Annotated in this window: 26 protein-coding genes and 1 other annotated feature; of the genes, 6 read left to right on the forward strand and 20 right to left on the reverse strand. The window is 31.0% G+C overall.

The window, feature by feature from the left end; genetic code table 11:
- Positions 1 to 72: 72 nt before the first annotated feature.
- The 12 genes from alaS to G9F72_RS15945 form a co-directional block, all read right to left on the reverse strand.
- The gene (gene alaS, locus G9F72_RS15890; RefSeq protein WP_164955625.1) at positions 73 to 2718 is read right to left on the reverse strand and encodes an alanine--tRNA ligase; all 2646 of its coding nucleotides are present in this window, start codon (positions 2716 to 2718) and stop codon (positions 73 to 75) included.
- Positions 2719 to 3084: 366 nt separating this feature from the next.
- On the reverse strand, positions 3085 to 4113 hold the full coding sequence (locus tag G9F72_RS15895) for an AI-2E family transporter (protein ID WP_164955626.1): 1029 nt from the start codon (positions 4111 to 4113) through the stop codon (positions 3085 to 3087).
- Positions 4100 to 4606 carry a PRC-barrel domain-containing protein gene (locus G9F72_RS15900; protein WP_164955627.1) on the reverse strand — a complete coding sequence of 169 codons (507 nt, stop codon included), beginning with the start codon at positions 4604 to 4606 and terminating at the stop codon, positions 4100 to 4102. Before G9F72_RS15900 ends, G9F72_RS15895 begins: the two co-directional genes overlap by 14 nt.
- Before the next feature lie 217 nt (positions 4607 to 4823).
- Complete coding sequence (locus G9F72_RS15905) at positions 4824 to 4976, reverse strand: hypothetical protein (protein WP_224676143.1); 153 nt, start codon at positions 4974 to 4976, stop codon at positions 4824 to 4826.
- 150 nt (positions 4977 to 5126) lie between these two features.
- Positions 5127 to 5606: a GNAT family N-acetyltransferase gene (locus G9F72_RS15910; protein ID WP_164955629.1), complete on the reverse strand. Its 480-nt coding sequence runs from the start codon at positions 5604 to 5606 to the stop codon at positions 5127 to 5129.
- Position 5607: 1 nt separating this feature from the next.
- A complete protein-coding gene (locus G9F72_RS15915; protein ID WP_164955630.1) occupies positions 5608 to 6150 on the reverse strand; it encodes a cysteine hydrolase in 543 nt (180 codons plus the stop codon).
- A gap of 176 nt (positions 6151 to 6326) precedes the next feature.
- Complete coding sequence (locus tag G9F72_RS15920; RefSeq protein ID WP_164955631.1) at positions 6327 to 7133, reverse strand: class I SAM-dependent methyltransferase; 807 nt, start codon at positions 7131 to 7133, stop codon at positions 6327 to 6329.
- Between the two features lie 184 nt (positions 7134 to 7317).
- Positions 7318 to 7572 (reverse strand) — a binding site (T-box leader).
- A 385-nt stretch (positions 7573 to 7957) separates the two neighbouring features.
- On the reverse strand, positions 7958 to 8356 hold the full coding sequence (nifU, locus tag G9F72_RS15925) for a Fe-S cluster assembly scaffold protein NifU (RefSeq protein WP_164955632.1): 399 nt from the start codon (positions 8354 to 8356) through the stop codon (positions 7958 to 7960).
- Between the two features lie 174 nt (positions 8357 to 8530).
- Positions 8531 to 9607: a tRNA 2-thiouridine(34) synthase MnmA gene (mnmA, locus tag G9F72_RS15930; RefSeq protein ID WP_164955633.1), complete on the reverse strand. Its 1077-nt coding sequence runs from the start codon at positions 9605 to 9607 to the stop codon at positions 8531 to 8533.
- A gap of 10 nt (positions 9608 to 9617) precedes the next feature.
- Positions 9618 to 10046: a Fe-S cluster assembly scaffold protein NifU gene (nifU, locus tag G9F72_RS15935; RefSeq protein WP_164955634.1), complete on the reverse strand. Its 429-nt coding sequence runs from the start codon at positions 10044 to 10046 to the stop codon at positions 9618 to 9620.
- Position 10047: 1 nt separating this feature from the next.
- Entirely contained in the window at positions 10048 to 11232 is a 1185-nt protein-coding gene (gene nifS / locus G9F72_RS15940) for a cysteine desulfurase NifS (RefSeq protein ID WP_164955635.1), read from the reverse strand.
- Positions 11225 to 11665, reverse strand: a complete 441-nt coding sequence (locus G9F72_RS15945) for an RrF2 family transcriptional regulator (RefSeq protein ID WP_164955636.1) — start codon at positions 11663 to 11665, stop codon at positions 11225 to 11227. The genes nifS and G9F72_RS15945 overlap by 8 nt, the downstream gene beginning before the upstream one ends.
- 363 nt (positions 11666 to 12028) lie before the next feature.
- Between G9F72_RS15945 and hisS the strand changes: the two genes are divergently transcribed.
- From hisS to G9F72_RS15960, 3 genes are all read left to right on the forward strand, one after another.
- Entirely contained in the window at positions 12029 to 13345 is a 1317-nt protein-coding gene (gene hisS, locus G9F72_RS15950; RefSeq protein WP_164955637.1) for a histidine--tRNA ligase, read from the forward strand.
- Positions 13346 to 13438: 93 nt separating this feature from the next.
- On the forward strand, positions 13439 to 14623 hold the full coding sequence (locus G9F72_RS15955; RefSeq protein ID WP_164955638.1) for a S41 family peptidase: 1185 nt from the start codon (positions 13439 to 13441) through the stop codon (positions 14621 to 14623).
- Between the two features lie 103 nt (positions 14624 to 14726).
- A complete protein-coding gene (locus G9F72_RS15960; RefSeq protein WP_164955639.1) occupies positions 14727 to 16076 on the forward strand; it encodes an aminotransferase class V-fold PLP-dependent enzyme in 1350 nt (449 codons plus the stop codon).
- Positions 16077 to 16191: 115 nt separating this feature from the next.
- Here the strand turns inward: G9F72_RS15960 and G9F72_RS15965 are convergent, their stop codons facing one another.
- Positions 16192 to 16692: a flavin reductase family protein gene (locus G9F72_RS15965; RefSeq protein ID WP_164955640.1), complete on the reverse strand. Its 501-nt coding sequence runs from the start codon at positions 16690 to 16692 to the stop codon at positions 16192 to 16194.
- Between the two features lie 60 nt (positions 16693 to 16752).
- Entirely contained in the window at positions 16753 to 17661 is a 909-nt protein-coding gene (locus G9F72_RS15970) for an AEC family transporter (protein ID WP_164955641.1), read from the reverse strand.
- A 214-nt stretch (positions 17662 to 17875) separates the two neighbouring features.
- Between G9F72_RS15970 and G9F72_RS15975 the strand changes: the two genes are divergently transcribed.
- The gene (locus G9F72_RS15975) at positions 17876 to 18310 is read left to right on the forward strand and encodes a cytochrome b5 domain-containing protein (protein ID WP_224676144.1); all 435 of its coding nucleotides are present in this window, start codon (positions 17876 to 17878) and stop codon (positions 18308 to 18310) included.
- A 140-nt stretch (positions 18311 to 18450) separates the two neighbouring features.
- Here G9F72_RS15975 and G9F72_RS15980 read toward each other — a convergent pair whose 3' ends face one another.
- The 5 genes from G9F72_RS15980 to G9F72_RS16000 all read right to left on the reverse strand — a co-directional run bounded on the left by G9F72_RS15980 (position 18451) and on the right by G9F72_RS16000 (position 22201).
- Positions 18451 to 18903: a DUF4375 domain-containing protein gene (locus tag G9F72_RS15980; protein WP_164955642.1), complete on the reverse strand. Its 453-nt coding sequence runs from the start codon at positions 18901 to 18903 to the stop codon at positions 18451 to 18453.
- A gap of 102 nt (positions 18904 to 19005) precedes the next feature.
- Positions 19006 to 19779 carry a histidinol phosphate phosphatase gene (locus G9F72_RS15985; RefSeq protein ID WP_164955643.1) on the reverse strand — a complete coding sequence of 258 codons (774 nt, stop codon included), beginning with the start codon at positions 19777 to 19779 and terminating at the stop codon, positions 19006 to 19008.
- 274 nt (positions 19780 to 20053) lie between these two features.
- Positions 20054 to 20461, reverse strand: coding sequence for a hypothetical protein (locus G9F72_RS15990; protein WP_164955644.1), 408 nt, complete (start codon positions 20459 to 20461; stop codon positions 20054 to 20056).
- Positions 20462 to 20657: 196 nt separating this feature from the next.
- Positions 20658 to 21080, reverse strand: coding sequence for a VOC family protein (locus tag G9F72_RS15995; protein ID WP_164955645.1), 423 nt, complete (start codon positions 21078 to 21080; stop codon positions 20658 to 20660).
- A 122-nt stretch (positions 21081 to 21202) separates the two neighbouring features.
- Positions 21203 to 22201 (reverse strand): Gfo/Idh/MocA family protein, encoded by a 999-nt coding sequence (locus tag G9F72_RS16000; RefSeq protein ID WP_164955646.1) that lies wholly within the window; start codon positions 22199 to 22201, stop codon positions 21203 to 21205.
- Between the two features lie 211 nt (positions 22202 to 22412).
- On the opposite strand from G9F72_RS16000, the gene G9F72_RS16005 reads away from it, so the two are divergent.
- Entirely contained in the window at positions 22413 to 24227 is a 1815-nt protein-coding gene (locus G9F72_RS16005; RefSeq protein ID WP_164955647.1) for an indolepyruvate ferredoxin oxidoreductase subunit alpha, read from the forward strand.
- A gap of 1 nt (position 24228) precedes the next feature.
- Positions 24229 to 24801, forward strand: a complete 573-nt coding sequence (locus tag G9F72_RS16010; protein WP_164955648.1) for an indolepyruvate oxidoreductase subunit beta — start codon at positions 24229 to 24231, stop codon at positions 24799 to 24801.
- Positions 24802 to 24899: 98 nt separating this feature from the next.
- On the opposite strand, the gene G9F72_RS16015 is transcribed toward G9F72_RS16010, so the two are convergent.
- Positions 24900 to 25625 carry a VCBS repeat-containing protein gene (locus G9F72_RS16015; protein WP_164955649.1) on the reverse strand — a complete coding sequence of 242 codons (726 nt, stop codon included), beginning with the start codon at positions 25623 to 25625 and terminating at the stop codon, positions 24900 to 24902.
- Positions 25626 to 25710 lie beyond the last annotated feature (85 nt).

Here is a 25710-nt window from a genome sequence, read left to right on the forward strand (position 1 = left end):
TAGTTCCATAATTACATATAACGATAATTAATTTACTAATTATATTATAAAACAACTGTTGCAAAAAGTATACTATTTTACAAAGTTTTCAATTATAGAAGGTACATTATTTATTGCTTCGTCTAATTTTTCTGGAAGCTTTCCACCTGCTTGGGCCATGTCCGGTCTACCACCACCACCACCACCAGCAATTTTAGCAACTTCTTTAATTATTTTCCCACAGTGAACTCCACTATCTATAGCAGACTTAGATGCCATTGCTACAAATTCTACTTTATCATCTACGCGACTTCCAAGCACCACCACACCATCACCAAGTTTATCTCGAAGTTTGTCAGCTAAATCTCTTAAGGCATCACCATCTATTCCTTTAACAGCGCCACAAATAACTTTAACACCCTTTACTACTTTAACATCATCTAAGATTTCTTCAATTGAAGAGGTTGCTAACTTGCCTTTTAAGGATAGTATTTCTTTTTCTTTGTCTTTTAATTCTGCCAATTGAATTTGTAATTTATTTGTTATATCTTTTTCTGAACATTTTAATGTACTAGCAATTTCTTTTATTAAATTGTTTTTTTCTTCTAAATATTTTATAGAATTACTACCAGTTATGGCTTCAATTCTTCTAACGCCTGCAGCTACCCCTACTTCAGATAAAATTTTAAATAGTCCAATTTCTCCTGAGTTTCTTACATGGGTACCACCACAGAGTTCCTTACTATATGCACCCACAGATACAACTCTAACATCTTCTTGATACTTTTCATCAAATAAGGCTATAGCTCCACTTTCCTTTGCTTTCTTTATAGTCATAACGTTAGTTTCTACCTTATATGATTGCATAATATTGTTATTTACAAGTTGTTCAACTTTAATAACCTCATCTTCTGTTAGTGCAGAAAAATGGGTAAAGTCAAATCTTAACTTATCTTCATCTACGTAAGAGCCTGATTGATGAACATGATCACCTAAAACTCTCTTTAATGCTTCTTGTAACATGTGAGTTGCAGTATGATTCCTACAAATTTCAGTTCGTCTTTCCTTGTCAACCTTGAGAGTTACGAATTCATCTGTTTGCAATTTTCCTTCTATCACCACAACAAAGTGTACGACTTTACCAGACGCATTCTTTTGACAATCGTAAACTTCAGCCTTGAAATTATCATTGAAGATTATTCCTCTGTCCCCAATTTGTCCTCCCATTTCGGCATAAAAAGGAGTTACATCTGTGACAATAATGCCTTTTGAACCCTTTGTTAGCTCTTTAACAAGTTCTTCACCGTTAATTAAAACTTTGGCCACAGCTTGCAATTGGGTTTTATCATATCCGCTAAATTTTGTTTCTATATTTTTAGGAATTAGATTTAGTTCATTTTCTCCATTACCCATATAATTTGAATGTCCTCTAGCAGATCTTGCTCTTTGCTTTTGACTTTGCATTTCACTATTAAAACCCTCTAAATCAATACCTATTCCAGCATCTTCTAGTATTTCTTCTGTAAGCTCGTATGGAAAACCAAAGGTATCGTATAATTTAAAAGCTTTGTCACCACTTAAAACTTTGTTTTTACTGCTTTCGAGCTCTTCTATATAAGCTTTTAAAATATCCATACCAGAATCTAAAGTTTCTGAAAATCTTTCCTCTTCAAGTTTTATAACCTTTTTAATATAACCTGCCTTTTCTTTTAATTCAGGATATGCTTTAAAGGAATTTTCAATAACAGTACTACAAAGTTTATTTAAAAAAGCATTTTTAATCCCAAGTAATTTACCATGTCTTGCTGCGCGCCTAAGTAATCGCCTAAGAACATAGCCTCTTCCCTCATTAGATGGAAGTACCCCATCACTTATCATGAAAGTTGTGCTTCTAACATGGTCTGTTATAATTCGGAGCGATATATCCTCTTTACTGCTTACTCCATATTTTACTTTTGACACCCTTGAAACTTCTTCTAAAATATTTTTTATAGTATCTACTTCAAAAATGCTATTAGTACCTTGCATTATGGCAGCTATTCTTTCAAGACCCATACCTGTATCTATGTTGGGATTCTTTAATTTGTTATAGTTACCCTGTTCATCCTTGTCAAATTGGGTGAATACTAAATTCCAAAATTCTATTACTCTATCGTCGTTTCCTGCCTTAACAAACTCTTCTGCAGTTTTTATTTGACCGCGTTTTACATTCCTATCAAAGTGTATTTCAGAACTTGGTCCACAAGGTCCTTGACCTATTTCCCAAAAGTTATCTTCTTTTCCTAATCTAAAAATGCGTTCAGCATCAATATCTGTATTTTTACTCCATATATCAAAAGCTTCATCATCCTCTAAATATATAGTTACATATAAATTTTCTTTTGGTATTTTTAAAACCTCTGTTGTATACTCCCAAGCCCATGGAATAATTTCACTCTTAAAATAATCCCCAAAAGAAAAATTTCCAAGCATTTCAAAAAAAGTACCATGTCTTGAGGTCTTTCCAACATTCTCAATATCACCTGTTCGAATACATTTTTGACAAGTAGTTATTCTAATACTCGGTGGTGCTTGTATTCCTGTAAAATATGGTTTAAGTGGTTGCATACCTGCATTTACAAGTAATAAACTAGCATCATTCTTAGGTACTAGAGGAAAACTCTCCAGTCTAAGATGATCTTTACCTTCAAAAAATTTGAGAAAGGATTCTCTAATTTCATTCAATCCTAATTTTTCCATAATATCTCCTCCGTTTATTTATCATATTTTTGTTGTAGAATTTAAAAGCTTATAATTTTCTATAATAAAAAAAAACTTCACTCCCCTAAAACAAGGGACGAAAGTTTTCCGCGTTACCACCCTAATTATACTGCTATATAATTAATAAAAATTAATTACGCTGCAATATCTCTCAAAAAACATGGTTCAAAGATAGCTTCAATATATCTAGCAAGAAGTTTTCACCACCCACTTCCTCTCTAAATGCACAAATATATTTACTAATTCTTATCATTACCGAGTATTAAATTATATTACTATATTATAGCATATTTTACCTTAATACATCAACATATACAATATATAAAAAAAATATATTTGTGATGCTTAAAACAAATAATAGTTTAAGTCCTCGTATATAACTTTAATCACGACTCCAAGTGGCACAGCTAGTATCATACCTATAATCCCTCCTATCTCTCCCCCTATCACTAATAATAATATCACTGTCAAGGGATGCATGCTTATACTATCTCCAATTATTTTTGGCGACAATATACTTCCTTCGATTTGTTGAAGTGCAAGTAGCCACAACGCTGTATATAAAGCTGTTTTGGGGGAAGATAGTAACCCTATTAAAATGGCAGGTATAACACCAAATATAGGTCCAAAATACGGTATTATGTTAAAAACCCCATTTATTAAAGAAAGTATCAAAGGAAAATCAACCTTCATAAACATCAAAATTAAAAAGGTAGCAATGGCTATAATCACACACAATATAAGTTGGCTCATAATATATCTGCTTAATACTTTATCAATATCCGCTATGATTTTCTTTATTACATTCCTGCTCTCTGGCGGAAAAGCTATTAATGCCTTATTTGTCATATTTTCACTGTCGCACAGAAAATAATAAATTATTAAGGGCGAAACCATGTAAGTTATTATATTCTCACCAAGGCCCATGATAGAATCAAACAAATTATCGAATATTATAAGTATTTGAGCATTTGATTTGTGGTATATATTATTCATAATACTGCTCATGACCTTATTAGTATTTAATACTTTTATTTTCATGTTTGCATTGGTCAAATAAATTCCCAACTCATTTATTGCCTTATCTATGTTTAAACCTTCTCTAAATATTGATGGTATTACTACTATAAAGGTTAATAATATTAAACCTAATAACCCCACTATTATTAAAGCAGCAGCTGCTTTTTTATTTACACCTCTTCTAATTAAAAGCATATATAGTGGCTTTAGTATATATGACAAAATGAAAGAAATAAACACTAAGTTTATTAATTGTTTAATAATAGGTATTCTTATCGCAACAAAGAATATCACTACAAAAGTAATAATACTTATAATAGTTCTAGCTAACATTTTTTTACTAATTTTTTTCATTGGCTTTTCCCTCTACAAAGAAGTTATGCGGCATACTTTTTAAAGAATGATTATAGCAATTTGGAAGGTAAAGAAGGTTTTCTTCTCCGAGTATTAATTCATTTATTAGCATTATTCTCTTCCCTCTAAGTAAATTTGTAATAAAACCTGAAGACACTGTAATTCCTTTAATTTCAAAGGTATCATATGTAAAAGTAATGTCCTCCACCATACCAAATACATTTCTACATTTGTCTATTACATCCATATTAACGAAGCTATGCAAAGGTATATAATTGTTTTTCTCAACTTTTTTCACTACCATATGTTTATTAAAATATATAATGTCTTCCTTTAATACACTTACATTTTTATGAAAAAATTTATAAGGAGATACTTCAAATCCAATTACCTTACCTTTGTTAAAGTCGATTAAAAGATCTTTGATAAATCCGATTCTTTTACCCTCCACACTTACAACATCCATAAATATAAAATCTTTGCTTTTAAACATAATATCTCCTACATTAAAACTACACAATTATTTTATAGTTATGTTTTCCAATTAGTCTAAAAATTATTACATATTAGAGACTATTTTATTTTTTTAATCATTATATATTTTTCATTCACTTTACGTAGTAATCCTTACATTTAACTTCTAATAAATTCTGAAAATTTATTACAAAACAACTGGATTAATTTCAAGAGGGATGCTAATTAACATAACTTTATTTATTTGATTTAGTATAGTTATCGTACCATTCTCTACCTGTTGTCCATTTTTCAGTTTCAGTATTTTCTTTTATTATTTCTGAACACGCAATTGCCATAACATATTCTGTCAATCCATTTTCTTTACTATTCTCAAACTTTGTTAGCATATACTTTAAAGCATTGTCACCTAAATACAATATCTCTATTTCATGTTATCCCTCCCTATATATTAGATGAATTAAAATACAAAGTTGTATACATCGTATTTCTCGGATTTACACAACCTATAAGGAAAGTCAGAAATAACTCATAAAACATTATTTATATTTAAAAACACTAATCCTGTAATCTTCTTCTGGAAACTCTCCACAAAAATCAAATCCTACTTTAAAATAAAAGTCTTTTAATTTTTCATTTCCAGCCCAACAATCCAAATATAATGTTTTTTTTGAATCTATTGAAATTTTACAAGCATAATTAATAATTTGTAGTCCTATATTTTTCCCTTGGTATTCTGGCAATATTGCTATTCGGTAAAGATACAAATTATTTGATTTAATGCTAGGGTTCCATGTGTTTACACCTACATCTTTTATAGAGAAGGTGCCAACTATTAGGTTATCTATTGTTATCATATATGTACTTCTATTTTTTATATCTATCTCTATTTCTTTAAAATCCCACGGGTATATCCATTGGTTTATATTTTTTCGATGTAGGTTTAAAGTGACTGTATTCAATAAGTCAACTATTGCAATTGTGTTACATCTCTCTGCTAATTTAATTTCATTCACCATTCTAATTATTCTCCATTTCTTTTATGGTTGATACTAAACATTTAGTAAAAAACTTAAGATATTCTATAGCCTGTTCATTTTCTTCTCTTTCTGAAAGTACACAATCCTTTAGTATAGTAACTAAAATATCTCTATTATAAGCATCAACAGCTGTAAATCTAATACAAACATCTGTTGCATACCCTGCTATATAAATGTGTTCAATTTTATTTTCATATAAATAGTTTTCAAGATTCGTATTGTAAAAACTACTAAATCTACTTTTGTCAACAACAAGCTCATCCATTAGTGGCGTTAATTCATCAATAAAATCACTTTCTAAGCAGTCCTCCTGACACCACATTTTTTCGTAATGAATTCTAACTCTTGGCCAATTACTCTTATCTTTTTTATATACTGTTCTAACGTGTATAACGGTCATATTTTTATTTCTAGCGATATCTAATGCCTTTCCTATATTAGGTATAAGTATATTCTCAAACTCTGCATTTTTTAAACTTTTAAACAGTTTTTGCATATCAATTATTAGTAATGCCGATTTCATATAATAACCTCCAAATTCACCTGTAATATTAGTATGAATGAATTTCTAAGACCTAAAATTCTAACTAACGTTTAGGTGTTTCCAACATACCTGAGCCTGAGACAGTTTTTATCTTAGTCCGGGCATTTTGGAAGCACAGTGTTATATGACGTTTTCTTTTTTTTATTGCACATTAACTATTGTTTTTTTCCTATACTCATCATTCTGGGACTCAACACTGGCTGATTTTCCATAAGTTTTGCAATTTCCATTAGTCTTTCTTTCTTTATTGGATTATCTAGACATTTACCCAAGTCTCTAATATTCCAAGCAGTTCCTAGTATTCCAACTGTTTTTTCCAGTTTAAAACCACTTTCTACTAACTCTTGTTCTATTTCTTCTGGCAAGTGAAAATACGCTTTTAAAAATGATTTTATTTTAGGGGGATTATTATCTCTTACTCCTGTTAGAATTTCATTTTTAATAACGGAAAAATAGATGTTATCAAAAATCAAACTTTCAGAAAGTCCATAATTTATGCCTGCGTATCTTGTTATTGTAAATGCAAGAAGTTTCCCTCCTTTTTTTAAGACTCTATATGCTTCTTTTAGAACATTTATTCTATCATTTTTGTCCGCTAGATGATATAAAGGTCCATGAAGCATTATTAAGTCTGCTGTATTATCTTCAAAAGGTAATTTTCTTGCATCTGCAACAATGCAACTTCTTAGTGGTTTATGATTGATAGCTTTTTTATTAGCGATTTCAATATGTTTTGGTGTAATATCAATTAAATGTACATTATAGCCCAAATCCGACAACCAAAATGAATATGGACCAGTCGCTCCTCCAACATCATAAATTTCAATATCTTTATTTTTACAGTTTTCTAAAATTAATTTTTGTGTGTATTCTTTTTCAAACCGTCCAAAATCATCTTTTAGCCTATTTTCTTCTTCAAAATCTACATAATTGTCAATGATTTCCTTCGAGATGTTATCCATTTACATACACTCCTTTTTTTCATTTATTTGATAGTAACACTAGATTCCTTACAATTACATTTTGCATCTACGAAAATGGCATATAACTTTGATATTTACGATAATAATGCAGGGAATAGTTTTATATTAATTGTTAATATATGGAATCAAATAAAAAAAACCCTCACCCCCAAGATTTTATAATCTTAGGGACGAGAGCAATATTCGTGATGCCACCCTAGTTCGTTAATATGTTACCATATTGACCTTTTCAAGTACGGTATTATTTATACTTATACTCTAGTTCTATAACGTGAACATACGTCACTACCTCCACTTTAGAAAGATTCGGCGTGAAGCTCAAAGGCTTGTTTCACTAAATAATTCTTTGCTCCATTTCAGCTACAGGAGCTCTCTTTAAAAGAATTTATTTACTTACTCTTCTTATCATCGCAATTACTTATATTGTTTTTTTAGTATTATTTTACATTATAGTACAACATAAATTTAAAATCAATACAAAAATTTAAAAACATGTAAATACATTACAGGGTTCAATTATTATAATCTCTATTTGTTTTCTAATTTTTCTTTTTTCTTAGAGGATGCTAACAAAAGTATATATCGCGTAGAATGCGTTTGAACAAGCCATAGTAATTCATAATTTATATTATTTTCAGGTGCGTGAAGAAAAACGCATGTTTGAGCAAAGCGAGTTTGCGATTTTTAGCACCTGAAAATAATATAAATTTTAGAATTACTTAGCGACGTGAACGCATTCCTAGCGATATATACTTTTCGTTATAACATCCTCTAAGAAAAAATTTTTAGTTTGTTAAAAATATTTATTTTAAATTATCTTTCCAAAGCTCAAGCTTTTGTGACTCTCTATAATTATTTATTGCATTATGTATAGTTTGTTCTGCAAGCACTGAGCAATGCACTTTTGATGTAGGTAATCCTTCCAAGGCTTCAATAACTGATTTGTTGGTTAGTTTCCATGCCTCATCTGTGGTTTTGCCCTTAATAAGCTCTGTAGCTATGCTAGAAGACGCTATGGCGGACCCACAACCAAAAGCTTTAAACTTAACACTCTTTATTATATTATTTTCAACTTTTATATAGATTTTCATTATATCCCCGCAATTAGGGTCTCCTGCCTCTCCGATTCCGTTAGCATCACCTAGTATTCCAACGTTTCTTGGGCTATAAAAATGCTCCATAACCTTATCACTATACATCATAATTATTCTCCTTTTCTCCATATAAATACAGAGGGATACCTAGTTTTTAACATAGATATCCCTCTGCTTAAATTATCCACCAAAGAAATTTTTTTTATAAAAAGCACATTCAAATAAATAACAAGTCAGTATGCTAGTATATTTGCTTGTTGTTTATTTGAATGTGCTATGCATTTATAAAACTTCCTCTATTATACCTCCACCGACTACTAGGTTTTCCAAATAGAAAACTACTGATTGGCCTTTGGTTATAGCTCTTTGCTTGTCATCAAAAACAAGCTTTATCCTATCGTTTTCTAAGGGAATTAAAGTAGCGAGTTCTGGTTTTGCAGAATATCTAATTTTAGCTGAAACTCTTAAACTTGACTTCAGTTTATCAAATAGAATGAAATTTATATCTTTTGCTATAAGCTCAGTTTTTAAAATATCCTCTTCGTCACCTAAAACCACTTGGTTAGTTAGCGGATTAATATCAGTAACAAAAACAGGTTTACCTAGCGCTATACCTAGCCCTTTTCGTTGACCTATAGTATAGTACACTATTCCTTTGTGTGTACCTAAAATTTTTCCCTTCTTATCAACAAAGTTACCTGATTTTATTTCCCTACCGCTATACTTCTTAATATAAGCTCCATGGTCATTATCAGGTATAAAACAAATTTCTTGGCTATCTTTTTTCCTGAAAACTTCTAGCCCAATTCTCTCTGCTATATTACGTATTTCTGGCTTAGTATAGTCTCCACAAGGCATCAAAGTGTGACTTAATTGATCTTGAGTTAAACTATACAGAGCATAAGTTTGGTCTTTATGATTATCATCTGCTTTTTTAAGAACATATCTATCTTCTTGCTTTTCAATTTTAGCATAGTGACCCGTAGCTATATAATCGGCGCCAAGGGCTTCTGCTTTTCTTAAAAATTCTTTAAACTTAATATCCTTATTACATACGATACAAGGATTAGGGGTTCTACCTTCCATATATTCATCAATAAAGTTATCAATAACATTAATTTTAAAAGCATCTTTGAAATTCATAACGTAAAAGGGAATATCTAGTACATCTGCAACACGTCTTGCATCATTTGCAGCAGAAATAGAACAACACCCGCCTTCATTTTCTTCATAATCAGGATTATCCTCAGAGAGTTTCATCATAATTCCTATAACTTCGTAGCCTTGTTCTTTCAAAAGATAGGCAGCTACCGAGCTATCAACTCCTCCACTCATACCAATAACTACTTTTTTTTTCATCTAATATCCCCTATTCTCCGTGCACCTCGGCGTGTATATCATCGTGTTCTGTGTAATCCCATACTTCAAGTCCAGCTTTGCTTCTATAATCGTTAATTGCTTTGTGAATAGCTTCTTCAGCTAGTACCGAGCAATGCATTTTTATTGGGGGAAGTCCATCTAAGGCTTCAGCAACAGCTTGGTTTGTTAATGTCCATGCATCATCTACTGATTTACCTTTAATTAGTTCAGTAGCCATACTTGAAGACGCTATCGCAGATCCACAACCAAAAGTTTTAAACTTTGCATCTATTACTATATTATCCTCGACTTTTAAATAGACCTTCATAATATCTCCACATTTAGCGTTACCAACTTCACCAATTCCGCTAGCATTTTCAATTTCTCCTACATTTCTTGGGTTTGTAAAATGGTCCATAACTTTTTCACTGTATATCATATTATTTTTCCCCTTTCTTTAAGAAGTCATCATATAATGGTGACATATATCTTAGTCTTTCAATAATTTTTGGCACTACTTCTAATACAAAATCTACTTCTTCTTCAGTGGTTTCATCACCTAAAGATAATCTTAGGGATCCGTGAGCTATTTCATGTTCAAGACCTATTGCTAGTAACACATGAGATGGATCTAAAGAACCAGATGTACATGCACTTCCACTAGAAGCTGCTATACCACTCGCATCTAACATAAGTAGTATAGATTCGCCTTCTATAAATCTAAAGCAAATATTTGAATTACCAGGAAGTCTGTTTTCTCCTCTTGGTCCATTTAATCTTGTATATGGTATTTCTAATAATCCATTCATAAGTTTATCTCTTAAATAAATCAGCTTTTTATTGTTTTCTTCCATGTTTTGAGTTGCTATTTCAAGAGCTTTACCAAATCCTACTATGCCAGCCACATTTTCAGTACCAGCTCTTCTATTTCTTTCTTGTCCACCACCATGTATTAAATTATCTATTTTAATACCTTTTTTTACATATAATGCTCCAACGCCTTTAGGACCATAAAATTTGTGAGCAGCGATTGATAATAAATCTATATTCATTTCTTTTACGTCTACTGGAATATGTCCTACAGCTTGAACTGCATCTGTATGGAAAAATATTTTCTTACTTCTGCATAATGCTCCTATTTCTTTTATTGGTTCTATTGTTCCAATTTCATTATTAGCAAACATTATTGATACTAAAATAGTTTTATCTGTAATAGCGTTTTCTAAATCTTTCATATTAATGAGACCAAATTCATCAACTGGTAAATATGTGATTTCATATCCATTTTTAGCTAAATATTCACAAGTATGTAATACAGCATGATGTTCAATGGTAGTTGTTATTATATGATTTCCCTTTTGCTTATAAGCAGAAGCTATTCCTTTTATTGCCCAGTTATCTGCTTCTGATCCTCCACCAGTAAAGAAAATTTCATTTTCACTAGCATTTATAGCTTTTGCAATCTTGTCTCTTGCAATGTCAATGGCTTTTTTAGTTTCTCTTGCTAGAGTATAAATTGAAGATGGATTTCCAAAGTATGTTGTGAAATAAGGAATCATCTCTTCCAAAACTTCTGGTTTAGTATAAGTGGTTGCAGCATGGTCCATGTAAATTGATTTATTCATCATGTTTCACTCCTTTATTTAATGTTATTTCATTATAATCATCAACAATATCTTTTAAAGTTATTGAGGATGTTACACTATCTATACTGTTTTTTATTTTTTTCCATAATAATCTGGTAGCACAGCAATCAACTTTATTGCAGGAGCCATCTTCAAGGCAATCCGAGATTTCAATTGGACCTTCAAGCACGTTAATAACGTCATATATAGTTATTTCCTCTGGTGCTCTATTTAGTATATAACCACCTTGAGCTCCCCTAATACTTTTAATAAGTTTGGCGCGTCTAAGAGAAGAAAATAATTGTTCTAAATAATATTCTGAAATACTCTGTCTTTCGGAAATACTTTTTATAGATATAGGTTGTTCGCCATAATTTATAGCTAAATCTACCATAGCTTTAACACCATATCTTCCCTTAGTAGATAATTTCATATAATCACTCCTTTAAAGTAGAGTGTTTTACTATACTTTCTAAACCCATAATATCAAATCCTAGTAATCGTGTCAACTATAAATATCTTGATTTTTTATTATAATTTCCATTTATAAGCTAAATTATTGAATTGTTCATTACTAATCTGCCTATACATCCATAATGCTCAAAATTATATATTATAGTTATATTTATTTCATCTTTTATATTTAAACAAATGTTTACATTAAAGAAATTTGTAGTAATTGTTGAAGGAATTAATTATGTATAGTATAATTTAAAAAACGATTTGAAGGAATATCCCTCACGTATTTACATCACATACGCTAGGGCTTTTTATATTTTTATAGGAGGTAATAAAAATGAAAGTTGATATTATAAAACCATCTATTTTGCCGGGCTTTATGGAGTTACTGCCAGGAGATCAAATTCAGTTTAACAGACTAGCAGATACAATAAGGAAGACTTATGAACGCTTTGGATTTATGCCCATAGATACACCAGTAATAGAGAAATCAGAAATTCTACTGGCAAAAGGAGGAGGAGAAACTGAAAAGCAAATTTACAGATTTTTAAAGGGTAGTACTGATTTATCTCTTAGATTTGATTTAACTGTACCCTTAGCCAGGTATGTGGCTCAAAATTATAGTTCTTTAACTTTCCCTTTTAGAAGATATCAAATTGGTAAAGTTTATAGAGGAGAGAGAAATCAAAAGGGTCGCTTCCGTGAATTTTACCAATGCGATATTGATATTGTTGGAAACAACAAATTAAATATTTTGAATGATGCAGAAATTCCTAGTATTATTTATTCAGTATTCAATAACCTTGGCTTTCAGGATTTCACCATAAAAATAAACAATAGAAAACTATTAAATGGATTTTTTGAAGCACTTGAAATTCAAGATATCGCAGAGGTCTTAAGGGTTATTGATAAGCTTGATAAAATCGGGGCATCAAATGCCAGGTTGGAGCTATTAAGTTGTGGCTTAAGTGATGAAATTGTAGAAAAAATCTTTGAATTTATTAATATAAGTGGAAGCAATCAGGATATTTTAACATTATTAAAGAATTTTAATATTTCTAATGCAAACTTTAAAGATGGTGTTGATGAGATTTCACTAGTTACTAAATATGTAAAATTGTTTGGAGTCCCTGATGATAATTTTAAAATAGATTTGAAAATAACCAGAGGTCTTGATTATTACACAGGAACAGTTTATGAGACATTTTTAAATGAATACCCTTCTATTGGATCTGTGTGTTCGGGTGGACGCTATGATAATTTAGCAGAATATTATACAAAACAAAAACTACCTGGAGTAGGTATATCAATCGGCCTTACTAGATTATTTTATCAATTAAATGAAGCTGGATTCTTTAAAAATGATACGAATAAATCTATAACAAAAGTGCTAGTAATACCACTTGATAATAATATTGATTATGGAATTTCTCTTGCAAATTTTTTAAGGGATAAGGGAGTAATCACAGAAATATATCTTGAGGACTCGAAGTTAGTAAAGAAACTTGGTTATGCGGATAAATTAGGTATTCCCTTTGTAATCCTAATGGGTGAAAAAGAATCGAAAAGTAAAACAGCCACAATAAAAAATATGCTTACTGGTGATCAAACAACTGTTGATTTTGAAGGGGTTTACGAAATAATTAATGCATAAATCAAGGTCTCACAAAAACTATTAGTATCCCACAAATATATTACTTTTTGTTGGATACTAATAGGTATAAGACTAAACAAAGGGGATTAATATATGGATTCGAATAGGAACACCAGATGGTTAGAGGATATTAATTTCTTATCTTCAGAGCTTCCTCTAAAACATAAAAATTTATTTTTTCAAAAGAGTAAAGAGGATTTTTTCAATGAAATAGCTAGTTTAAAAATGAACATTGACTGTTTCAACGACTATGAAATAAAATTGCAAATCGCGAAAATTGTTGCCTCCATTAAGGATGCCCACACCTCTGTACCCTTAAAAGTTAATCTCCTGCTTCCCTTAGAATTGTATTGGTTTTCTGATGGAATCTACGTAATAGTAGCCCATAAGCAGTACAAGGAAATACTATATTGTAAAATAACAAAATTAAATAAAATTGATATAGAAGAAGTTATTAATAGTTTAAGCTTCATTATTTCCTATGAAAATGAAACCTACCTTAAATCGCAACTGCCTAAGTACCTCCCTGCAATTGAATTATTATATGATTTGGGAATTGTTAATGATATTGATAGTTTAGAATTAACCTTTGAAGATAAAAATAAGAAAGCAAGAATTTTAGAAATAAAATCGCTACCTCTTAGAGAATGTAGAGAAAATAGCAGTTTAATTAATAATGATTTAGAGTATATCAATAATTTACCTCTTTATAGAAGAAATAGCCACAAGAATTACTGGTTCGAATATATAGATATTTCTAACATTGTGTACTTTAAATATAACGCTTGCAAGGACATGTTGCCTACTGATGTGTTTACCTTTTGCAAGAAACTCATCCAGTTTATTGAAGAACACGCAGTAGAAAAACTCATAATTGATGTGAGAAACAACTTTGGTGGCAATTCCTCATTATTAGATCCCTTTATTGAGGATATAAAAAATTGCGTTAAAATCAATAAAACTGGTAAGCTTTTTGTAATAATAGGACGAGAGACCTTTTCTTCTGCCCTAATAAATGCTTTTTTATTAAAAGAAAATACATCAGCAATATTTTTAGGTGAGCCCACCGGTGGAAAGCCCAATTGCTATGGCGAGTTGCAAAAATTTACTTTGAAAAATTCCGGGCTTACAGTTTATTATTCTACTAAATATTACAAAATTATTGAAGATGATAAAATGCCATCACTTTTACCGGATGTCAATATAGCTCTCACTATAGAAAATTACGTTAATAACCAAGATCCATGTTTTAGGTATATTATTAATAATTACTCCTAAAGTCTTTACTCTCCATTTCATGACTTTAGGATTTCTTTCTAGTCACCGTTTCCACGTAAAACTAATACTATATACTGTGAATAATTTTACGAGGAGGAGTATTATGTCTTTTAAAGATATTAGTCCAAGCTACAGAGATTTGGTCCTTGGGGTAAACAAAAAGGTACCTCTTATATCTGGAAAAAGCGTTACCGCAATTAATTTTGATAATGCAGCGACTACACCACCCTTTAAATCTGTTATGAAAGCTATTGCTGATTTTGCTCCGTGGTATTCCTCCATTCATCGGGGGGAAGGATATAAGTCTCAACTTACTACTAGATTATATGAGGATTCTAGAAATATTGTCAGCGAATTTGTTAATGCTGATTCTAATAATACAGTTATTTATGTTAAAAATTCCACTGAAGCATTTAACAAGCTTTCAAACTTATTATATGATCCTTATGAAAAAAAAGTAATTCTGACAACCGATATGGAGCATCACTCCAATGACTTACCTTGGAGAGATAAATTTATTGTAGACTATATATCTATAGATGAAGCTGGCAGGCTATCTTTAGAGGATTTAGAAGCTAAGTTAAATAAATATAATAATAATGTAAAACTAGTTACAATTACAGGTGCTTCAAATATAACTGGCTATAAAAACCCCATTTATAATGTAGCTAAATTAGTTCATAAATTCGGTTCAAAACTACTTGTAGATGGCGCACAATTAGTACCTCACGCACCTTTTATTATGAATAATGAGAATACGGAATATAATATAGATTTTTTAATCTTCTCTGCCCATAAAATGTATGCCCCTTTTGGCACAGGAGTATTAATTGGACCAAAAGTTATTTTAGATACTTGTGACCCTGATTTGGTAGGCGGTGGAACAGTAGATATTGTAACTCATGATTTTATAAAGTGGAATGCTTCTCCAGAGAGGCATGAGGCTGGCTCTCCGAATGTTATAGGGAGTATAGCCCTGGCATCAGCTATTAAGACCTTAAGTAAAATTGGCATGGAAAATGTAGAGCATATTGAAAAGAAATTGACTGCTTATGCCATTGCTCAAATAAAAAATATTCCAAATTTAAAAATCTATTGTGATACTTCTAAAGAGGCTGACAGAGTTAGTATAATACCCTTTAATATTGATGGAATTCACCATGCTACAGTTGCAAAAATCCTTTCCTATGAATGGGGCATATCAGTGAGGAGCGGGTGCTTTTGTGCACAGCCCTACCTAGCTAAGTTATTAAATATTTCTAGTGAATTTGCACATAATCGCATAGCAAATCCTGATTTATACCGTCCAGGCATGGTTAGAATCAGTTTTGGTCTATATAATAGTTACTCGGAAATTGATATATTAGCTTATGCGCTAAATAAAATTTCATTAAAAAGGGATTATTATATTTTGAAATATAATAATATGAAAAAAACTCTTTTCGATAAATAATTCCTATAACTATTCAGCCCCAAATAAAAATGGTACACATTATCTACTGCGTACTATTTTTATTTGAGGCTTATATTAAATTTGCTTTTTTATTAATATTTCTATGAGTATTCTTCTACTTAATATAAGTTTCTACTATTTCTCCATAATATAAAGTATGGTAATCTCCTGTTTTATAAGAGCTGTCTACAATATCTTTTGATAGAAGCTCAGGATTCATCTCTTGTTTATATACAATTTTACATTCATAATGAAGTTCACAATCACCAATTATTGGAGTATCTACATTTTTACTTTTCTCTATGGTTAAATTACACTCCTTAAATTTGTCAATGTCCCTACCTGATTTACTTCCACATACTGCTAATGCATTTTTCAAATTGCGGCTCAATGGTATACTCACAGTAAAATTATCTGAATTCTCTATAAGCTCATAAGTGTATCTTGATTTCCTTACCAAAACCGTAAATATAGGCCTATTCCATTCGTAACCTACATTTCCCCAGCTTATAGTCATGGTATTAACCTTGTCACCAGATTTCACTGTTAAGAATGCTCCTTGAGTATGTAAAAACTCCATACCTTTTTCTAAATGCTCCGTAAAATTAACTTTCATCTATAAAACCTCCATTCAATATTTAGTGAACTTGTTTGTATAGTGCTTAATTCAATTATTCTATAAAAATAATATTACTATAGGTATTGTTATTCCAGAAACTATTGTGCTTATAAATACACACTGTGAAGCGAGTAAACTGTCACCACTGTATTTTTCAGCAATTATTGGAGCCATTACTGCTGCCGGCATACCTTGCAGTATAACACATATATTTAGTAACAGTGTATCTACCTTTAAAAGTTTTAACACTCCATAAACAATCATTGGAACTACTAAAAGTCTAACTACTGTAGCATAGTATATAGAAATGTCAGAAAAAATATTCTTGAATTGCATTTCAGCTAGCATTGAACCAATAATTATCATAGATATTGGTGTTGTGGTAGATCCGACTAATTTTAGAGAATTTGCAATAGGCAGTGGTAATTTTATTGAAAACGCAAATAAAATTATACCTATAAATACTGCTATAAGTGCTGGATTTGCTACTGCTTTCCTCATGGATTTAAAATCTTTTTCTCCTGTGAATAGCATCACCCCTACTGTCCACAATAAAATGTTAAAAGGAATATTGAATATTGCTGCATAAAAAACACCTATCCCACCATAAATACTTTCAAGCACTGGGTAACCCATAAAACCTACATTGCAAAAAATTGTTATAAACCTGAATACCTGCTGTTTGTTCTTAGGAAACTTAAAGAAAAGCATCTTGCTAATGAATATTAAACCTATGTGTATTAATAAAGAATACATTAAAATTTTTTGAGCATTATTAACCATCTCTGCTTCGTATTTGATATTAAATGATGTAACTATCATAAAGGGCAGGGTTATATTTATTAATAATTCTGACAGACCTCTATCAACTGTATTATTTAGAAACTTCTTTTTCTTAGCATAAAAACCTACCATTATAATAATAAATAATACCATAACTTGATTAACTAACTGGCTATTTCCCATTTTGTTCTCCTTAATTCAAAAGTATACTAGTAACTTAATATTAACATTAACTGGGGGCAGTTAACAACTATTAAAAATTAATTATAAGTAATACAATAAGTGATTATTAACTGTCCCCTACAATCATATACTTTACAATCATATACTTTATTAAAAAGTAATTTAAAGAAAAAATTAGACTAAAGTTATTGTAAATGAAAAGGGGGAATTTAAAATGTATATTAATATGGACCAATATATGTATGAAATTTATAAAGAGGCCGAATATTGTAAATACAATATGATGTATACAAATACATTTGATGATGAAATTTTTTATAAAAATTCGCTTAATAAAAAGCTCCGTGAAATATGTGTTTTATTACAAAAGGATTCAGAATTTCCAATTAAGCCTTCCTATGAAAATAGAAATATTAGACAACAGGAATTCACATTAGCTGAGTTAGCAAAATATAATGGTATTAGTGGTAATCCACCCTATGTAGCGATAAATGGAATAGTCTATGACCTAAGAGAATTAATATCTTGGGAGGGTGGTGTTCATTTTGGTGTATCTGCTGGAGTTGACACCACTGAAAATTTTATGACTTGCCATGGTTCTTCAAAAATACTTGATAAATTACCAAAGGTTGGCATATTAAAAATTTAGTTAAGTAGTTTAATTGAGTATTCATTGGTCAGTTTTATTATTAGGCTATGTTTAAGAAATGTGTTGATAATATGACAATTTTTGAGAAGCCCTTTTGGGCTTCTCTTAAGTAACGTTTTATAAAAATTGTGGATTATGTGTTAGGCTCTTATAATAAATTCTTCCTCATACTTCTCTAAATATTTCTCAAGTAAATCGTCTATTGTGGGTTCACAGTTATAGTACTCTGAATCAAGTTCATCAAATTTTCCTTCAAGTGCTTCATCTATATACTCTTCAAGGCTTTGTATATTGGATATTCCTTTAGTGGTTAAAATAATTATTGCTTTTGACAGTATATTGGTTTGTGATTGTGCTCCAAGTTTTGTAAGTGCCAGTGCTGTTTCATTTACTAACAAAATACCTCTATTCTCAAAATACTGCAAATGCCCTCCATTTTGTACCTCTGAATCATACCAATAACAAAGGTGTGCAACCTTTTGAATATCAGTTAGGTCAGCATAATCTTCCATTGCGAGTAAATCAACAAATTGATTCCATTTTTCATAAGGGTTACTTTGCAACATCTTATTTGAGATTGTACGTCTTAACATAATACTTCACCCATCTTTCAAGTTTATATAGAATTTAATCATTGTATGATTTGTAAATATTTAACATGATTATATTTTATTTGAAGGTGCCTTAGATAGATTTTAAAATAAGGACATAAGCTCCATTTTTCTATTCTTAAAATACACAGGTTTCAAGTTGCATATCTCACATATTCTATTAGCTAACATAAAGTTGTTACCAATATCCTCCGCATGATGGGCATCGGAACCTATAGTTACATATTTTCCACCTAGTTGTTTATATGCACTATAAACATCAATTAAATTATTATATGCATCCACATTGTTAAGTCTTCTAGTATTAATCTCCATTACTTTTTCATTATATACTATGACCTTGATCACCTCATCTATATATTCCTTAAATTCATGGTAATGTATTTCATTATCATTATATGTAGCATATCTGGATATATAGTCAATATGCCCTAAACTATCAATAAAGTCATACTGTTTTACGCAATCCACCATACTTGAAAAATATTGTTCAAAAACTTCTTTTTTAGTTTTACCTTGATAAGTTTTGGGATTAAAAATATCTGCACCATTAGATGCATGTATTGATCCTATTATATAGTCAAAAGGATATTTATTTATTATCGTTCTATTTTCCTCTAAACAAATCTCTTGCATACCAATTTCAATTCCAAGCATGAAATTACTACTTTTATATTTCCCATATTCATTAAAATATTTATCAATATCAAAAGCAAAATCTGTACCTGTTGGAAATTTTAAATCTAAATGTTCTGTAATGGTCATTCCTAAACCGATCTTTCTGGAATGTTCCAACCCGTTATAAAGCTTCATTTCAGAGTCTGCAGAAAACTCTGTGTGTATGTGCGAATCAATCATAAATCAATCTCCTCCTATTTTTTCCATTTTAGATAACACTTTATTTTTAAAACCTAATCTATATAGTATTTTATAACATATGTGGATGTGGAAGCCTGTAGTAAACAAGCATAGTTCATATTAAAATCTACAACTTCACCCACATTGTAGTCTTTTCACTTTCAGAAACATCCAATATTAAATGCTCTAACTATCATTGTAACATACTCCCCATAAATAGCAAAAACCACAATCATATGCAATTATTTTTGCAGATAAATGTGGCTTTTATAAATTAATATTCAAGAACTGTGTGCTTTGTATTAAGTATATCTCCACCACCAGATATTGTGGCAGAATACGTTCCAGCAATAGTATCATTGCCAACAATCCAATTAAATGTAGCTACTCCTGTTCCATCCGTAGTACGCCATTGAATGACTGAAACTGTTTTATTTTCTATCTTATATGAAGTCCTTATATTGTATAGTGTATTGGGCGTTCCCTGTATTGTTATAATACCAGTTCCTCCATGCTTAACAGCGGATACAGCATTTATAATTTTCAAATGGCTTTGTTGAGCTCTTATAGATTGTTTTTGTGGCATATTCATGGCGTTTACCGTAGATAATCCTTGTGCTATACCATGGAATCCTATGATACACACACCTAAAAATAAAATCAATGCTACCTTGATTTTCATAAAATCACCTCTTATTATATATTGTACCCAGGTTTCTAAATATTATTAGATGCCTGGTGCCATCCACGTGGCAAGTGGCAAAAATAACGAAATATGCCTCACAGGTTTACAGTTTAGCTGTTATCCTATGAGGCATAATTAAATTTAATCTTTACTTTTTTATATTATATAGAAATACGACATATCCCAAGAAAAATTAAATTTCTCCATTGTCATAGCTTAATTGCCATATAGTGCCAAACTTATCTGTCAGACTGCCGTAGCATTTGCTCCAAAACGTTTCTTGAAGATCCATGCCTACAGTTCCACCATCTTTAAGTTTATTAAACAGTGATCTAATTTCATCCATGTCCTTGCTTACCACTGTAAGGCTTATGTTGTTTCCTGCAACATAAGGGCTACCAGGAAAAACATCAGAAAACATAACATTGCTTCCATTAATATTAAGCTGTGTGTGCATTACTAATTCTTTTGCCTTTTCTGGTAGAGGATATTCTGGGTTAGGTGGCGCATCTCCAAACCTCATAATTTGTGGTTCTTTTGTTTCAAAAACCTTTGCGTAAAAATCTACTGCTTCACGACAGTTTCCGTTAAAATTAATATAAATATCAACAGCCATTCAATTCACTCCCTTAAATAATAAATTATTGATAAATGATTTATTCGAATATTGTATCATTTAACCATAAATATTCATATAGGCTTCTTAATTAATGTAGTAACAAATGAGTGATTTTTATTTTACAGCAAGTCTGCTGGAAAAAACAAACCTATTTGTTTTCTTGTTTCATCCATTGTTTCCATTACCCACTTAGAAGTTTGTAATAACTTGGAACTGCCTTCTATGTCACCTTTTTTAATCATGGTAATAAAGGTTTGTATTTCATAGCACATATCATGTTCATTATGAAATTGTGTTAGATCTTCTTCTTTTCCATCTCTAAAAACTATTTTTACCTTTTCAAATTTATTAATGTTTTCAATTATTATATTTCCATCTTCTCCTTGAATCTCAGAATACAAATTTGAATTTGTTATTTTTGAATACATTGCTATAGCATCCATTCCATCATACTTAAATATAATGCTACCTTCTCCATCAACACCAGATTCTAAAATTAGTGCATTTGCTTTTATTTCCTTTGGTTTTCCAAATAAATTAATCATGGGATGAATACAATAAACACCAATGTCCATTAGTCCACCATTAGATAGTTTTTGGTTAAATGCATTTAGTACTATTCCTTCCCTATATTTATCATATCGAGAAGAATACTGACAATAGCTTGCAAAATATTTTCTTACCTTCCCTATTCTATGTAGATTATCTTTAATAATCTTAAAACTAGGCAGTTCTGTTGTTTTCATTGCCTCCATTAAAATAACCTGGTTGTCTTTTGCTGCATTTATCATGTTAATTACTTGTTTTGCATTTGATGCAAAGGCTTTTTCACACAATACATGTTTTTTATGGTTTAGAAATATTATAGCTTGCTCTGCATGAACTGCATTTGGCGATGCAATGTATACTGCATCAATTAAATCACTTTTTGCCATTTCATTTAAGTCAGTAAAAACATGTTGTACATTATATTTTTCTGCAAAGGCCATTCCACTTTTTTCACTTCTTGAATATACCGCAGTTAAAATAAAATCTTTGACCTGCGCTGCACCATTTAAGAACCAATCTGTAATATTATTTGTGCCAATAACTCCAAATCTTATAATTTCCTTATTCATTAAGCTCATCTCCTATACATATATCTTGCATATATATAAAGTAGCATACTTCTACATTATTTAATATATTCTTGACAAAATATACAATAAAGCTTATTCTGATTGAACAATAACCATTATTAAATCAGAATAATTTATATAATTGAATTTTGCGAAAAATATTTTTTTTGGTATTTGTAACAAATAAAAATAATATGGATGGGGTGTTATTTTGAGTAATAAAAAAATTCTAACAGGCAATGAAGCAATAAGTAGAGGTTTTTGGGAAGGTGGTGGAATGATCGCTTCCAGTTATCCGGGATCGCCTACAGTACAAATTTTAGATTCTTTAAAACAATATGCAGAGATTTATAGTGACTGGGGAACTAATGAAAAGGTAGCAATGGAAATCGCTATGGGAGGAAGTATTTCCGGTGCAAGATCAATGGTTTCTATGAAACACGTAGGAGTAAACATTGCAAGTGACCCCTTTATGACTTTTACACAAACAAAAACAAAGGGCGGACTATTATTGGTAGTAGGTGATGACCCAGGACTTTCAAGCTCACAAAATGAACAGGATAGCAGATTTTGGGGTAAATTTGCTAATATACCCATTTTAGATCCTGGAAATCCTCAGGAAGCAAAAGATTTTGTAATGGAAGGCTTAAAACTTAGTGAAAGATTCCATACACCAGTACTAATAAGAATGATGAGTAGGTTATGTCATTGTAGATCAGCGGTAGAATTAGGTGGACGAGAAGAATTTGTTCCAGGCGGGTTTGTACCAGAACAGGGAAGATACAGCATGCTTCCACCCTATTCTAATGCTCAGCAGTATTTCATGAAAGAAAGAATGGAAGAGCTTCAAAAATTCAATGAAGATTATGAACATAATTATTTTGAGGAAGGAAATGGTAAGGAATTTTTAATCATTACTTCTGGACTTATATACGAATCTCTAAAGGAATTAGAATTAGAGAACATAAGTATACTAAAATTAGGTATGATTTGGCCCCTTCCTTTAGAAAAAATTAAAAAATTGAGTGAAGAATATAAAACTGTAATCGTTCTCGAAGAAATGTTGCCATTTATGGAAGAACAACTTAAAATCAATGGAATTACAGCAAAAGGCAAAGACTACTTTTCCTTTACAGGAGAGCTCACTATTGAAGATATAAAAATAGGGTTAGAAAAAGCAGGGGTTTTGATAAAACCTGCAGAACTTGAAGTACCACAAAACGAAGAAATCATTACAAGAACTCCTATGCTATGCGCAGGTTGCCCACACAGACCTATTTTCCATATTTTAAAAGCTAACAATGCAACGGTTATAGGTGATATAGGTTGTTACTCTCTAGGAATACAGGAGCCCTTCGAAGTACATAAAACTAATATAAGTATGGGAGCCTCTCTTGGGATGGCTCTTGGGGTTGCTACTGTCCATTCAAAGATAAATAAACAAAAACCAATAGTGGCTACTATTGGAGATGGGACATTTTTTCATTCTGGAATGACTGGATTTATACAACTTGCAAAAACCACAGAAAATATAACAGTTATTATAATGGATAACAGGACTACTGCAATGACTGGTGGTCAAAACACTCCAACTACAGGAGATTATTTTAAAGAGGAGCTTGGATATCATGTGAGTATACCTGATATTTTAAAATCTTTTGGAATATTGGATATAACGGTGGCAGATCAATTCAAATATAAGGAAACAAAAGAAATTATTAATAATGCAATGAAAAGACCAGGTCTTTCCGTGGTTGTAACAACTCGTCCCTGTGCATTGAATTTTAAGATTAAAAGTCCTCATTTTTACGTAGATGAAGATGTATGTATAAGCTGTAGAAGTTGTATACGAACTAACTGCCCACCGATTTCTATGAAAATGTATCCTGGGAAGGAAAAGAAAAATTCTTATATAAATCCAGACATGTGTGTTGGTTGTTCCGTATGCTCTCAAGTTTGCCCTGTGGGTGCAATAAAATGCAGTAGTGAAAGCCATACTGAAACACAACAAGAAGGAGTGAAATAAGATGGGAGTTACAAATATTTATTTGGCTGGTGTTGGTGGACAAGGGTTAGTACTTACCACAGAAATAGTAGTAGAAGTTGCTTTCTTAGAAGGTTATGATGTAAAAAGCAATGATGTAATTGGACTATCACAAAGAGGCGGAAAAGTTTGGGGAAGTATAAGGTTTGGGGAAAAAGTACATTCCGCTTTAATTCCTGACGGAGAAGGCGATCTGCTCCTTGCAATGGAAGAGCTAGAAGGTTTAAGATTGTCTACAGCTTTAAAAAAAGGTGCAAAAATTATATTCAATGAGGAAATCATTTTCCCCAATAGAGTACTTATTGAAAAAGATGAATATCCAGAAAATATAAGAGAGAAGTTAGTAGAAAGTGGATATGAGGTTATTTCTTTAAATGCGAAAGAAATAGCTAGAGACCTTGGAAATATTAAAACAGGGAATATTGTTCTTTTAGGCAAGCTGTCTAAATATTTGCCTTTCAAAGAAGAAACATGGCTAAAAGTTATAGAAAATAAAGTTCCATCAAAAACTGTTGAAGTAAATTTTTCGGCCTTTAAAGCTGGCAGGCAAGCATAAAAATACAGGGAATTCTAAATCAGAATTCCCTATTTTGAATTAGTATATTAGTTTTGATAAATATATTTATTTTCTTTATTCTGTAAATTTAGACACACCTATGCATCCGTTCCAAAAATAGCTACATTCTGATTTTCTAAAACAAACATATTATCCTTCCATTTTAGAGTGTTTAAAACATAGCCTATAGAGTCTGCATTGTATCTCCCAGCTATTTTTTGATATGCCAATAACTCATAAACTCCATTTGAATCAAAATCCACAGGATATAAGCCACTTATCGGATTTACAAATCCGGTTATCGGATTCTTTAACTTTCCGTTCTTGTCGTATATTTCATTTAAATAATCTGCTTCCTTATAAGATATATCAATAATGTATTTTTTGTTATTCTCCTTGCTGATAACGTAAACCTTATAGTTGTCTTTATAAGTAACCTCGTAGTTGTATTGCTCATTATACAAATTAAAGTCAAACAGCAATTGTACTGTATTCTTAAGGAACGAATAAATATAATAGTACATTATTCCACCACTACCTCCAGTCGCAATACCTATTAAAATGTCATTCACACCATCTCCAGTAAAATCGCCTAAAAATAATGTTGGATTATATCCTGCATTTTCACTGAGTGGTACACTAGTAAACCCACCTGTCATTCCGTCTTGTATTACAAGGGTAATATTTTGAGTAAATGGACTGTCTGGTGTCTTTCTACCTGTTAAATACACATTATCAGGTATTCTATCCCCGTTTACATCTCCCCTTGCATAGGAGACAATTCCGGGATATATCATATTATCTCTAAAATAACAATTATACATAGCAGCTCCTTTTCAATATAAGCATTGTATAATAGCTTACGATGGATTCAGATAATATGTTACAGGTATAAAAAAACTTCTTATC

This window comes from Clostridium estertheticum (assembly GCF_011065935.2).
Classification (GTDB): domain Bacteria; phylum Bacillota; class Clostridia; order Clostridiales; family Clostridiaceae; genus Clostridium_AD; species Clostridium_AD estertheticum_A.